The organism is Methanobrevibacter ruminantium, from assembly GCF_016294135.1.
Taxonomy (GTDB): domain Archaea; phylum Methanobacteriota; class Methanobacteria; order Methanobacteriales; family Methanobacteriaceae; genus Methanobrevibacter; species Methanobrevibacter ruminantium_A.
The window spans coordinates 1-13,314 of the sequence record NZ_JAEDCO010000038.1 but is presented as its reverse complement, the minus strand read 5'-3'; the positions used below and the strand labels follow the sequence as shown (position 1 = coordinate 13,314).

The following is a 13,314-nucleotide window of genomic DNA, read 5'->3' as shown; positions in this document are numbered from 1 at the left end:
TTATAATAGTTTATATAAATATAAAAACATAATGTTAAATCATCATTTTTAAAAAGATTAAAGGAGATAAAAATGGTTCCAAAAGTAATGATTATTTTAGGAAGTGCATCAGATAGGAAAATAGCTGAAAAGGCTACAAAAATCCTGGAAAAACTTCAAATTCCATATAGCCTCAAGGTGGCTTCCGCTCATAGGACTCATGACAAGGTAAAAGGGCTTGTCATTGATGGAACAAAAGATGGAGTGGAGGTATTCATAGCTATTGCAGGGCTTGCAGCACACTTGCCAGGTGCAATAGCTGCATATACACACAGGCCTGTAATAGGTGTTCCTGTAGATGGAGCAATTGAAGGGCTGGATGCCTTATATGCATGTGTTCAAATGCCTTACCCAATAGCTGTTCCAACCGTTGGAATAAACAGGGGAGACAATGCAGCCATCCTTGCAGGACAAATAATAGCATCTCATAATAAAGATGTGAAAGCAAATATTTCCAAGCTTAGAGAAGAATATCAGGAAAAGGTTGAAAATGGAGAGAAAGAACTTTTAGCAGACATAGAAGGGGAATATCTTAACAAGGACTACTTGTCAGACATAAGTTATGAAAAGACCGAATACAATGAGACCTTGGACAACACTCCAGATGTTATGATTCTAGCTGGAAGCCATTCAGACAGTGCAATTGCACAAAAAACTGCTATTTTGCTTGAAAGAATGCATATCAGCTACAAGCTCGATTACATTTCACCTGTAAGGGATGTCGAAGCATTCGAGGAGTACATGGCAAAAAGGGCAAATGCAAAAGTATTCATAGCTATAAGCGGACTTTCAAGTGTAGTGGCTGGATCCATAGTCGCCTTAAGTGAAAAGCCGGTAATAGGAGTTCCATGTGAGAAAAAACTCTCAGGCCAAGATGCCTTATACTCTATGGTAAACATGCCTCCTGGAATGCCAATTGGAACCGTTGGCATTGATAATGGAAAAAATGCGGCAATAGTAGCTGGAGAAATACTTGCACTTAACGATGAAAAGGTGGAAGAGCGATTGAAATGGATTAGAAGTAAATCAGGGGATTTATAAATATCATTATTAATTTATGACAACTTAAAATATCTAAACGAAAATTATTATTTCTAATATTATTTACTAAAAACCTATAAAGTGATTATCATGGCAGATATGAAGATTATTCAAATTGATAAGGAAGTTGACCCAGTTTATGAGGCAACTAAAATATTAAAGCAATATCCAAAGGATACTGTAATATTAAACAATGTAAAAGGCTTTGACATGCCGGTAGTATCCGGAATATGCAATACACGTCAAAAAATAGCTGATTCCCTTGGATGTGAGGTCAGTGAAATAACTCAAAAGATTATAGATGGAATGAACAATCCTATTCCAGTAACTGATTTCATTGACCCTAAAGAGGAATACAATACAAAAAGAGCTGATTTAACAAAATTACCTATTCTAACCCACTATAAACGTGACGCTGGAGCTTACATTACAGCTGGAGTCGTGATTGCAAAGGACCCTGAAACTGGAGTTCAAAATGCATCCATTCACAGAATGCTTGTATTGGATAAAAAGACATTGGCTATTCGTATTGTACCTAGAAACCTTTATACCTATTTCCAAAAGGCTAAGGCACAAGGAAAAGACCTACAGATTGCAATAGCTATTGGAATGGATCCATCAACACTTCTTGCAAGTACCACTTCAATTCCAATCGATGCTGATGAGATGGAAGTTGCTAATGCATTTAAGAATGGAGAGCTAACCCTTGTAAACTGCAAAGGCGACCTTAAAGTGCCTGATGCTGATATCATTCTTGAAGGTTCCATATCAGTTACTGAAACCCATAAGGAAGGGCCGTTTGTTGATTTGACTGACACTTACGACCACATCAGGGATGAACCTGTTATCAATATAACTAAAATGTATATCAAAAAGGAAAATGCAATGTATCATGCGATTCTCCCTGCTGGATTTGAGCACAAGCTTTTGCAAGGACTTCCACAAGAGCCTAGAATTTTCAATGCAGTTAAAAACACTTTGCCTACCGTGCAAAACGTAGTGTTAACAGAAGGAGGCTGCTGCTGGTTGCATGCTGCAGTGTCAATCAAGAAGCAAACTGAAGGAGATGCAAAGAATGTGATGATGGCAGCTCTTGCAGCTCACCCATCCTTGAAGCATGTTGTAGTAGTGGATGAGGATGTTGACATCTTCGACCCTCAAGACATTGAATATGCAATAGCTACTAGAGTAAAAGGTGATGACGACATAATAATCATTCCAAAGGCAAGAGGGTCATCACTTGATCCAGTGGCTAAACCTGATGGAACTACCACTAAAGTAGGTGTGGATGCTACAAAATCCATATTGGAGAGGGAAAAGTTCGAAAGGGTTAGTTTTAGTGAATAATGAATATATCCATTAGATTCTATTTTTAAAAAGGTGGGGAAATGGGAATAAAAACCAAAGCAAAAAACGTCATTAAAAAGACAAAAATTTTCAAAGTTTACAAAAATTACAAGAAAATAGAAATACTAGCAAAAAAACAAGAAAAAATGGCTAAAAAACAAGGAAAAATAAATGTATCTAATAATAAGCTTGTAAATAGCTTATTTGTTGATTATGAATTGATACCTACTCCAAGACTTAAAAATTTCCAAGACTTGTCCGTGGAATTTCTAAAATTGATTGATAAAATTTGCTTAAAGCATGATATTGAATGGATGATTGAAGGAGGGCTTGTTTTAGGTTCTGTACGTCATGGCGGTTTCATACCATGGGACGATGATTTGGATATCGGAATGCTAAGAGACCATTATGACCATTTCATTGATGTCGTCGAAAAGGAATTTGAAAGAGTTGGCCTTAAAGAAAACGTTAAAGTCGTTTATAAAAAGAGAATCTGGTATGATCAAAAGGTAAATGCTTTCGTGCAAATTTTATACTATGATGAAAGTAAAATTGGACGCAGCCTCGCTGGAGTGGATGTCTTCCCTTATGATTATTTAGCAGACTATAAGGGAGAAAATCTCAGTGATGCATATGAAGAGGCTAAAAAAGAATTCTATTGGGACCTTACCCATGGTGTTGAAAGAAAAGACGCTTATAAAAACCTTTATGAAAAACTAAATCTTACTCACGAAAAACAGGATCATTTTATTCATGGAATAGAAGGCCCTGCAGGTAAAAGAGGAGTGATTGATGTAATGGCATTCGAAACCGATAAGATGTTGCCTTTCGAAAGAATCAATTTCCATGGCGCTATGTTACCAGGCCCTAAAGACACTGATTACTATTTAAAATTTATTTATAAGGACTTTTGGGGAATACCTGATTCAATAACTGTGCATAACAGAATGCCTAGAATAAGAAGAGCTCCAAATATAACTGAAATATTGGGGAAAAACGTTGACAAATTAAGGGAAATCAATGAAAATTTCGATGACTTATAAAAACTGTTGCTTTGAAAAAAAGTAGCGAAAACCATTAAAGGAACTATTATTTTAAAAAAAACAAGTAAGTGAAAACCATTAAAGGAACTATTATTTTAAAAAAAAACAAGTAAGTGAAAACCATGACATTAAATGTAGGAATAGTAAGTGCGGGAGCTATGGGTACTGCAATAGCACAAATCATCTCACCAAACTGCGATAATATTTACCTTTATGCAAGAAGGAAAGAAGTTTGTGACAATATCAATGATACTGGATACAACTTCCATTATTATCCAAATACTGAGTTGCATAAAAACATCTCTGCTGTAAATGAATTGGAAGACTTGAAATCAATGGATGTGTTATTCTTATGCATTCCCTCTTCAATAATGAGGGAAATTAGTTCAAAATTGAACAAAATAGTTTCAAAAGAGTGCATTTTTGTAAACACTTCAAAAGGATTGGAAAAAGGCACCAATAAAAGAATGAGTGAAATTATTGAAGAAGAAACAAATAGGCCACCTATAGTGTTATCCGGACCTAACATTGCATCTGAAATGGCTAAAAATAATTTTTCAGCCACTACAATTGCAGGATTCAACAAACATGATTTGGAAATTGTTGAAAAATTGTTGTCTACAGACAGATTCAAGGTAAATGCAAACAATGATGTCATAGGAACTGAATGGTGCGGAACCATAAAAAATGTGATGGCTATTTCACAAGGACTTTGTGAAGGAATGGAACTCAATGCAAATGCAAGGCTTGCAGTATTTACAATGAGTTTTAATGAAATTAAAGACCTGATTGAAATTCTTGGTGGAGAAAGGGATACTGTAGATGATTACTGCGGTTTTGGAGACATGGTTACTGCATCAATGCTAAATGTCAGTAGAAATCATACACTTGGTAAATTATACGGTCAAAGAATTGTTATTGATGAAAAAGCTACAGGTGTTCTTTTTGAAGGAAAAAACACAACAGAAATATTGAAAGGAATTTGTGAAGAGGTTAACTTCAACTCCTTAACTGTGAATTTTGTTTATGATGTTTTAATAAATGGAAAAACACCTGTAGAAGCATTTGATGAATTATGGACACAAATGTAGAAAAAAATAATTATAAGGATAATTTTAAAAGTAGGATAACATGATATACGGAGCAGTCTTAGCAGGTGGAACAGGTGAAAGATTAGGTCTTGGAATGCCTAAGCAATTCTATAAAATCGGAAACAAACCTATCTTAATTCATTCAGTAGAGGCCTTCTTGAAAGTGGAAGAATTTGACTATGTGATAGTTTCATCCCCTAAAGATTATATTGACAAGACAAAAGAGCTTATTGATGAATACATAGAAAACACTGAAAAAATAATTGTTATAGAAGGTGGAGTTACAAGGAATGACACAATTCTAAACTCAATTGACCAAACCGATAAAGAAGAGGAATCCATTATGGTAACTCATGATGGAGCTAGAATTTTTGTAAGTCCTGAACAAATACAGAAAAGCATTGACTGCGCAAAGGAGCATACTGCATCCTGTCCTGTTATACCATCCACCGATGTCATTTTCCAATCAATTGATAAGAAACATCTTGATGAAATCCCACTTAGAAAAAATCTTATGAGGGCTCAAACCCCTCAAGCATTTAAGATTACAAGATTTATTGAAATCTATAACGACTTAAGCGATGATGAAATAAAGCTATTGGATGAAGCAATGGCATTATTCCACTTAAGAAATGAGGATATCTGCCTATTTGAAGGTGATCCTTCTAATTTCAAAATAACCAATCCATTTGATATTGATGTGGCCGAAACCATGATTAATAAACGGAAATAATTATAATTCAAAATACAAAAATGATTCAATTAACCCATTAATAAACGGAAATAATTATAATTCAAAATACAAAAAGGTGAAAATATGGAAAAAGTAGCTATTATAGGAGCAGGAGCATTGGGAACCGCACTTGCTCAAACCGTAGCTGAAAACGCAAATGAAGTCTATCTGCATTTAAGAAGAGAAGAACTCATGGAAGAAATAAACAATACGGGATTCAACAATGAATATTATCCAAATACCCGATTGAAAGACAATATAATTACTACTATGGATTATGATGACATAAAAGACTGCAAGGTTATTATACTTGCCATCCCTTCTTCTGCATTTAGGTCTGTTCTTAAAGACCTTAAAGGAGTGATTAGGGAAGATGCAATTCTTGTTACCACTGCAAAAGGAATCGAATACCCTTCACTTAAAACAATGGGAAACCTTATTGAAGAGTACTTTGATGACCAGTATGTGGCATTGTCAGGCCCTAACTTTGCATCTGAGATAATGCTTAGGCTTTCCACAGTCTCAAATATAGCATCAAGAAGTCGTGAAAATGCGGAAATCGTAAAATCCGTGCTTAACACTCCCCAATTCAAGGTGAAAATAATTGATGATGTTGTAGGACTTGAGATATGTGGCGTTACAAAGAATATCAATGCAATAGCTAATGGTATTTGCGAAGGAATGAACATCAATGAAAATGCCAGATATGGTGTTCTTACAAAAGGATTTAGCGAAACAAAAGATATCATAAAAAGCATTGGTGGAGAGGAATCTACAGTAAACGAATATTGTGGATTTGGTGATTTAGTTCTTACATCCATTTCCATGGAAAGCAGAAACCATACACTTGGAGTATTGTATGGCCAAAGATTAATTATTGATGAAAAGGCTAGTGGAGCCATATTTGAAGGAAAGAACTCAATTAAGGCAATGAAGGACATTTGCAATAAGTACAATACAAAAAGTGTGATTGTTGACTTTGTTTATGATGTGATTATCAATCAAGTCCCACCTAAATTGGCTTTTAGAGTATTATGGGATAATATCGAATAGATTTTAGCATGAAACGGTGAATGGATATGGATATAGAAAAAGAAGCTATAGAAAAACCTTTAGTTAGTATTATCGTTCCAGTTTATAACACTGAAGAGTATCTTGAAGAATGTTTGGATTGTTTAGTGAATCAAACATTGCAAAATATTGAAATAATCTGTATTAATGATGCCAGTACCGACAATTCCTTAGAAATTGTTAATGATTTTTCGCAAAATGATGAAAGAATAAAAGTAATGAACAATGAAACAAACCAAGGCCCATCAATAACAAGAAACATAGGTATAAAAGCAGCAAAAGGGGAATATATAGTATTTTTTGATTCAGATGACATAATAGAAACTGATGCATATGAAAAACTATACAATGAAGCTAAAGAACATGCCCAAGATATGATAATATACAACTTTAAAAGATTCGATGATAATGGCGTGGAATGGTTTGAAACATTGCAGAAAAATTCAAATATTGATGAATATGTTGAACGAACAAATATCCTAGAGCATCCTGAATTAATATGGAATACCACCTCATGCAATAAATTCATTAAAAGAGATTTATTAATAAAAAATGATTTGAGATTTTTAGAAAAAAGATTATTTGAAGATCTTTTATTTTCAACACAAGTCCAATGCTTAACCGATTCAATTGGAATATATCCTGAAGTTGTATATAAATGGAGATTTAGAGCAAAAGGAAATAAATCAATATCACAAAGCAATGAAAACATAAAAAATTTAAAAGACCGCATTTTCATATCCAATGAAATAATTGCTCTTCTAAAAGAAAACGAAAAATACAAACCATTGCTCCCTCACCTTTATAAAAAATTATTGAAGCATGACTTTATCATTTTCATAAATCAATTAGACATAGCTGATGATGAGTTTAAAGAAACCTTGATAAGTGAAATAGTGCCATTGATTGAAACTTTCCCAATGGAATCATTTGATGATATAGGTGAACTCTCAAAAGCTAAATACAATCTATTACTTAAGGAAGATTTTGAAAATATTATCCTCATTGTAAAATATGAGAAATCAACTAATCAAATTACAAATGCTAAAATAAAAGAGAAAAATGCTGAAATAAGGCAATTGAGAATAAAAAAAGAAGAAATAAGAAAAGAAAAAAATGCTGAAATAAGGCAATTGAGAATAAAAAAAGAAGAAATAAGAGCTAGAAAAGAAGAAATAAGAAAAGAAAAAAATGCAAAAATAAAAGAATTAAAACAAAAGAACAGAGAACAGAGAGAAGAAATAAAAGAACTCAAATCAACCAAGGGCTGGATGAAATATAAGAAAAACAACCTTTTTGAAAGAGGAAAAAATAAATTTTAATAAAAATAATCCCAATTATCCAATTTAACTTAAAAAATACAAAAGAGGAAAAGAAATGATAGGCGTAATACTTGCTGCTGGAATGGGAACTAGATTAAGACCATTGACTGACAACATTCCAAAGGCACTTCTTGAAATAAACGATATGACATTACTTGAGAGAATGATTAAAAACTGCATCGATGCAGGCATGGAAAAATTCATAGTCCTTGTAGGGTATAAGAAGGAAACTGTGGAAAACATATGCCCTGAAATAGGTGAAAAATATGGTATTGAAATAAAAGTATTGGAAAACGAAAAATACGATGTAACCAATACCTCAGTATCAACATACATTGCAAGCAAGTACATTGAGGAAAATGACAAGGATGATTTCATTCTAGTTAACGGAGACAATGTGGTTGATCCAGAAATCATATCAAGACTTGCAGAAACCAAAAACACAAGTATGATTGTTGATAATTTTAAAGAGCTTAATGAAGAATCATTCAAGCTTATCATTGCAAATGAATCATTGAACAAGGACAATTCAATAGCTAACGGAAGGATTGAAGACATCGGTAAAGGCTTGGATATTCCATCATCTTCTGGGGAATTCATTGGAGTGTCAAAAGTAGTTGCAGATGATATTGTTCAATTCAATAGAATACTTGAAGAAAAGATAGAGGAAGACCCTCAAAACTACTATGACTTTGCATACAAGGACTTGAGTGAAACCACAATCATTGACTATGTACTGACCAATGGCCTTAAATGGACTGAAATAGATGACCACACAGACTGGGAAAATGCTCAAATCCTAGTGGAAGAATTGGAAAACAAAACTAAAAGTTAAAACATGAAAAGTTAAAAAAATTAATCTAATATTAATGGGAATGAAACTATGTTAAATCTTAAAGAAATGATAAAAAGAATAGTAATTGCAGGGTATAATTTATCATCCCATTTTATTCCTGTTAAAAATAACGTCATAATGTTTGAAAGCAGTAATGGCCGAAACTACACTGGAAATCCACGTTATATCTATGAAGAAATGGTAAATCAAGGTTTAGATAAAAAATACAAATGTGTATGGTCAGTGCAGAATCTGGAAATTGAAATACCTGGAAACTGTTTAAAGATTAAAAGATCAGGGGCTAATTTTTTATACTACAGCCTTAGAAGTAAATTCTGGATATTTGATTCAAGACATCAATACTACCTTAAAAAAAGCAATGATACAAAATACATTCAAACATGGCATGGCACCCCTCTTAAAAAGCTTGCTTTAGATATGGATAAGGTAAACATGAGCGGGCACAAGGATATTGAAGAATATAAACAAAAATTCAAGGAAAGCACTTCAGTTTGGGATTATCTCATATCACAAAACAGCTACTCATCTGAAATATTTAAAAGAGCATTTGCATTCAATGGCGAAATGCTTGAGATAGGCTACCCTAGAAATGACATCCTAATCAATGAAAACAATGAAACCAAGATAAATGAGATAAAAAATAAACTTGGTATAGATAAATACAAAAAAATTATTCTTTATGCACCAACTTGGCGAGATAATGAATTTTACCAAAGTGGAGTCTATAAATTTGCAACAGAAATGGATTTTAAAACCATGCAAAATGCTTTATCTGATGATTACGTTTTGATAGTGAAATTCCATTACCTTGTAAAGGACAGAATAGATTGGGCAGAATATGATGATTTCGTTGTTGAATGCAATGAAATGTGGGACATTCAAGAACTTTATCTTATCTCTGACATTTTAATAACAGATTACTCTTCAGTAATGTTTGATTATTCTCTATTAAACAGGCCAATCCTATTCTTCACATATGACATGAAATTCTACAAAGACAATTTAAGGGACTTTTACTTTGACATAAACACAGTTCCAGGACCCCTGCTAGAAACTACAGAAGAACTTATTGATTTTATAAAAAACAACACAGAAGAAGAGTATTTTGAAAAATACGGTGATAAATACCTGGCTTTCCAAGAGAAATATAATGAATTCGATGATGGAAATGCATCAGACAACATAATAAAATTAATAAAAAGTTTAAAATAGTCATGAGATGACTTCATTAATAGATTTAATTCAAGTGATAAAATGACATTTATTAGTATTATTATTCCATTCAATAGTGAAAAAAGATATTTAAAAGATTGTCTTCAAAGTTTAAGGGAAGAAAACCTAGAGGATATCGAAACAATCATTATTCTAAATGGAATAAGTGAAAACAAAGAAGATTCAACAAATATTTATACTGTAAATGCATTGATAAAGGAATATGAAAAGGATTTAAACATTATTGTAAAATCATTTGACAATTCTATTGGAGTATCAAAAGCAAGAAATATGGGACTCGAAATAGCTACCGGAGAATATGTTTGATGGGGATGACTACATATTCAAAGGAGGATTGGATAAATTAATTGAAGTCTCAAAAAAAACAAATGCTGATTTTATAAATGGAGAAAGAATGGAAACACTTTATATAAAAGATCGCTTTGATGAGGAACTTGAAAAAAGGGATAATCTATTCTTAACCAGAAAAAATTCCTCAGATTTAGAGTATTTCATGGAACTTCTTACTTTAAAAGATTCAGAAAGTGCAGATATCTTTTCCGCACTACATTCTTTAATAAAAAAAGAAATAGTTAAAGAAATAAGATTTGATGAAGAAAAAAAATATTTCTCAGATTACTCATTCATGATAAAAGCGATTAATAAATCTAATAACTTTAAATCAGCCGAAAATGCACTGTATGCAAAAAGACAGCGAGATGATAGCATAAATTCACCATCATTGACAGATGAAGCGAATATCGATTACTTCAAATATTCCATAGAGGAATATGAAAAAATAAAGGAATCAATCGAAGAATTTAATGACAAAAATAAAAAAGATGTATTAAAATCAGCGATTAATGAAAAAATATTATCATATTACTTAAACATATATTCAAAAATGTTTAGATCTGATAAAAAGTGGAGAAATGAAAACTTTGATAAAATATCACAAGTTTCCAAAGATTTAGATATCGATAATATAAAAAATTACAAAAAAGAAATAATTGCTTTACAAAATCACGATTTAAAATCAGTCACTAAATACATTAACTTTAGATTAGCTAAAGCAAAATTTAAAGAAATAATCAATAATTTAAATTGGGATTTGCTTGTTCAAACAATCTATTTGAATATATTTAATAAAATGAAAATTAAAGACAATAGAATTTGTTTAATTAGCTTTAGAGGAGATTTTTATACGGATAGTCCAAAATATATCTACCAATACTTATTAGAGGAATACGGGGATAAATTTGAATATATTTGGATTATTAATGATAAAAATACTAATATTCCAGGAAAACCAAAAAAAGTAAAAAGAGATTCACTAAAATATTTTTATTACATTGCAACTTCAAAATATTGGGTAACTAATGGAAGACAACCTTTTAAACTTTTAAAAAGACCTCAACAAGTTATTCTATCCACTTGGCATGGAACCCCACTTAAAAGACTTGGTTTGGATATAGGCAATATCCATTCAGGTAGCCCAGGAATCAAAAAAACATATGTAAAAAACGCTAAGGAATGGAATTACCTAGTATCTCCAAATAGATATACTAGTGAAATCTTAAAAAGCGCTTTTCTATATGAAGGAGAAATACTAGAGGTAGGATATCCTCGAAACGACATTTTATACAATGCTAGTGAAAAAGATGTGAGAGAAATAAAAAAGAATTTGAATCTTCCTGAAGATAAAAAAATCATTTTATATGCCCCAACTTGGAGAGATGATGATTTTTACGATATAGGCGAATATAAATTCAATTTAAAACTTGACCTAGACAAATTGAAAGATGAATTTAGCGAAGAATATATTATCCTCATTAGAACCCATTACTTCATAGCCAATAAGTTAGATTTAAGTAATTATAAAGGATTTGCAATAGACGTGTCAAAATATGATGATATAGCAGAATTATACTTAATCTCAGATATTTTAATAACAGATTATTCCAGTGTATTCTTTGACTTTGCAAATCTTAAAAGACCTATTCTTTTCTTTACATACGATCTTGATAAATATGAGCATGTTTTAAGAGGATTTTATATTGATATCCATAAGGATGTTCCAGGACCCCTGCTTTTCTCTACAGAAGAGGTGATTGACAATATAAAAAACATTGACAATGTAGTTGATGATTTTGGAGAGAAATATGATGAGTTCTATGAAAGGTTTTGCAGCATTGATGATGGTAGAGCAACTGAAAGAATTGTCAAGAGAGTCTGGAAATAAGCAACACTTTATAATTTTTAAATAATTATTTCATTATTTTCATGGAATCATGACCAAAACTTAATACTTTGCATTCAAGCTTTTTGAAACTTTATTTACTTTAAAAAAAAACTTTCAATGAATAAATTAAAAAAATAGTAATGGCGGATATTATAAAATGAAATTTAATTCATGCCCGCAATTAATGCAATGGCCATCCCTTATTCTTTTTTTATCGCTGTTGCAATATCTTTCCCTTGCAATCAAAAGTTCACCGCAATTAGGGCAATAGCTATTGTTGTCAGCAGGCATGTTTCCCAAATAAACATATTCAATACCCATATCTATAGCTATTTCCTTAGCCCTTAAAAGGTAATCTGTTTTTGTTGGGTTTTCATCGCTCATCTTATGCATTGGGAAAAACCTTGAAAAGTGAATGGGAACCTCTTTCCCCAATTCCTCCAATACGAAATTGCAGATTGATCTTATGTGGTCTTCATCTGTATTCAAGTCATTTATCAAAAGAGTGGTTATTTCCAAATGAGTACCATATTTATTTTTTGCATCATGAATGATTTTTAGATTGTCAAGAACAATGTCCAATTCACCGCCGCAAATTTCCCTATAGAGACTGTCATCAAAGAACTTCAAGTCAATATTAAAAGCGTCAATAAATTTCAGTGTTTCATCTAATGATTCCTCACTCATATAGCCATTGGAAACATATGCATTTTTAAGATTTTCCTTATGTGAAATCAAGGAGGTTTCACGGGCGAAGTCAAAGTATAGCGTAGGTTCATTATAGGTCCAAGAAATCGATAGGCAATTGTCATTAATAGCATTTTTAACGATGGTTTCTGGTAGTATTTGAGTTGAGTTGAATTCATCATAAGAATTCATTGAAAGCATATAGTTCTGACAGTTCAAACATGAGAAATTACACCCAAAACCTCCTATTGAGTATGTTGAGGAACCAGGCAAGAAGTGATACAACGGCTTCTTCTCAATAGGGTCTGTATGGCATGAAGCTATTCTATGATAATTTAAAGAATATAATTTTCCTTCAATGTTTTTTTGTGTCTTGCAGAATCCTAAACCATCATTGGCTATCTTGCACATCCTTCCGCATAGATTGCATTGGACTGGTTTTTCACTTGATGAATTCCCTTCGTAGAGTTTAGTGTAAAAGCTGGATTCCTTCATCATAAAACACCTGATATAATTGTTTAGAAATTATAATGATTGATATAAATTCAATTAATGAAACAAGGTTAAGCATTGTCTATTTGAGATGTTGATAACCTCTTGAGCTTATTTTTTCAATTTGACCATTTGAGA

Annotated in this window: 12 protein-coding genes; 11 read left to right on the top strand and 1 reads right to left on the bottom strand. The window is 32.1% G+C overall.

Going from position 1 to position 13,314, the window contains the following annotated elements:
• The first annotated feature begins 72 nt into the window (after positions 1–72).
• From purE to VW161_RS07640, 11 genes are all read left to right on the top strand, one after another.
• On the top strand, positions 73–1,080 hold the full coding sequence (gene purE, locus VW161_RS07690) for a 5-(carboxyamino)imidazole ribonucleotide mutase (protein WP_325192875.1): 1,008 nt from the start codon (positions 73–75) through the stop codon (positions 1,078–1,080).
• A gap of 90 nt (positions 1,081–1,170) precedes the next feature.
• Positions 1,171–2,427, top strand: coding sequence for a UbiD family decarboxylase (locus VW161_RS07685; protein ID WP_325192874.1), 1,257 nt, complete (start codon positions 1,171–1,173; stop codon positions 2,425–2,427).
• Positions 2,428–2,468: 41 nt separating this feature from the next.
• The gene (locus VW161_RS07680; protein ID WP_325192873.1) at positions 2,469–3,470 is read left to right on the top strand and encodes a LicD family protein; all 1,002 of its coding nucleotides are present in this window, start codon (positions 2,469–2,471) and stop codon (positions 3,468–3,470) included.
• A 122-nt stretch (positions 3,471–3,592) separates the two neighbouring features.
• Complete coding sequence (locus VW161_RS07675; RefSeq protein ID WP_325192872.1) at positions 3,593–4,561, top strand: NAD(P)H-dependent glycerol-3-phosphate dehydrogenase; 969 nt, start codon at positions 3,593–3,595, stop codon at positions 4,559–4,561.
• A 40-nt stretch (positions 4,562–4,601) separates the two neighbouring features.
• Positions 4,602–5,294 carry an IspD/TarI family cytidylyltransferase gene (locus VW161_RS07670; RefSeq protein WP_325192871.1) on the top strand — a complete coding sequence of 231 codons (693 nt, stop codon included), beginning with the start codon at positions 4,602–4,604 and terminating at the stop codon, positions 5,292–5,294.
• An 84-nt stretch (positions 5,295–5,378) separates the two neighbouring features.
• Complete coding sequence (locus VW161_RS07665) at positions 5,379–6,347, top strand: NAD(P)H-dependent glycerol-3-phosphate dehydrogenase (RefSeq protein WP_325192870.1); 969 nt, start codon at positions 5,379–5,381, stop codon at positions 6,345–6,347.
• A 26-nt stretch (positions 6,348–6,373) separates the two neighbouring features.
• Positions 6,374–7,687 (top strand): glycosyltransferase, encoded by a 1,314-nt coding sequence (locus tag VW161_RS07660; protein WP_325192869.1) that lies wholly within the window; start codon positions 6,374–6,376, stop codon positions 7,685–7,687.
• 55 nt (positions 7,688–7,742) lie between these two features.
• Positions 7,743–8,522: a phosphocholine cytidylyltransferase family protein gene (locus VW161_RS07655; RefSeq protein WP_325192868.1), complete on the top strand. Its 780-nt coding sequence runs from the start codon at positions 7,743–7,745 to the stop codon at positions 8,520–8,522.
• A gap of 66 nt (positions 8,523–8,588) precedes the next feature.
• Complete coding sequence (locus VW161_RS07650) at positions 8,589–9,755, top strand: CDP-glycerol glycerophosphotransferase family protein (RefSeq protein ID WP_325192867.1); 1,167 nt, start codon at positions 8,589–8,591, stop codon at positions 9,753–9,755.
• Positions 9,756–9,797: 42 nt separating this feature from the next.
• Positions 9,798–10,082 (top strand): glycosyltransferase family 2 protein, encoded by a 285-nt coding sequence (locus VW161_RS07645; protein WP_325192866.1) that lies wholly within the window; start codon positions 9,798–9,800, stop codon positions 10,080–10,082.
• Complete coding sequence (locus VW161_RS07640) at positions 10,075–11,997, top strand: CDP-glycerol glycerophosphotransferase family protein (RefSeq protein ID WP_325192865.1); 1,923 nt, start codon at positions 10,075–10,077, stop codon at positions 11,995–11,997. Before VW161_RS07645 ends, VW161_RS07640 begins: the two co-directional genes overlap by 8 nt.
• A gap of 150 nt (positions 11,998–12,147) precedes the next feature.
• On the opposite strand, the gene amrS is transcribed toward VW161_RS07640, so the two are convergent.
• Complete coding sequence (amrS, locus tag VW161_RS07635) at positions 12,148–13,179, bottom strand: AmmeMemoRadiSam system radical SAM enzyme (RefSeq protein ID WP_325192864.1); 1,032 nt, start codon at positions 13,177–13,179, stop codon at positions 12,148–12,150.
• Positions 13,180–13,314: the final 135 nt, after the last annotated feature.

Excerpts from the sequence above, each read along its gene's own strand:
- purE (WP_325192875.1), top strand. The coding sequence starts at position 73 with ATGGTTCCAAAAGTAATGATTATTTTAGGAAGTGCATCAGATAGGAAA.
- VW161_RS07685 (WP_325192874.1), top strand. The coding sequence starts at position 1,171 with ATGGCAGATATGAAGATTATTCAAATTGATAAGGAAGTTGACCCAGTT.
- VW161_RS07680 (WP_325192873.1), top strand. The coding sequence starts at position 2,469 with ATGGGAATAAAAACCAAAGCAAAAAACGTCATTAAAAAGACAAAAATT.
- VW161_RS07675 (WP_325192872.1), top strand. The coding sequence starts at position 3,593 with ATGACATTAAATGTAGGAATAGTAAGTGCGGGAGCTATGGGTACTGCA.
- VW161_RS07670 (WP_325192871.1), top strand. The coding sequence starts at position 4,602 with ATGATATACGGAGCAGTCTTAGCAGGTGGAACAGGTGAAAGATTAGGT.
- VW161_RS07665 (WP_325192870.1), top strand. The coding sequence starts at position 5,379 with ATGGAAAAAGTAGCTATTATAGGAGCAGGAGCATTGGGAACCGCACTT.
- VW161_RS07660 (WP_325192869.1), top strand. The coding sequence starts at position 6,374 with ATGGATATAGAAAAAGAAGCTATAGAAAAACCTTTAGTTAGTATTATC.
- VW161_RS07655 (WP_325192868.1), top strand. The coding sequence starts at position 7,743 with ATGATAGGCGTAATACTTGCTGCTGGAATGGGAACTAGATTAAGACCA.
- VW161_RS07650 (WP_325192867.1), top strand. The coding sequence starts at position 8,589 with ATGATAAAAAGAATAGTAATTGCAGGGTATAATTTATCATCCCATTTT.
- VW161_RS07645 (WP_325192866.1), top strand. The coding sequence starts at position 9,798 with ATGACATTTATTAGTATTATTATTCCATTCAATAGTGAAAAAAGATAT.
- VW161_RS07640 (WP_325192865.1), top strand. The coding sequence starts at position 10,075 with ATGTTTGATGGGGATGACTACATATTCAAAGGAGGATTGGATAAATTA.
- amrS (WP_325192864.1), bottom strand. The coding sequence starts at position 13,179 with ATGAAGGAATCCAGCTTTTACACTAAACTCTACGAAGGGAATTCATCA.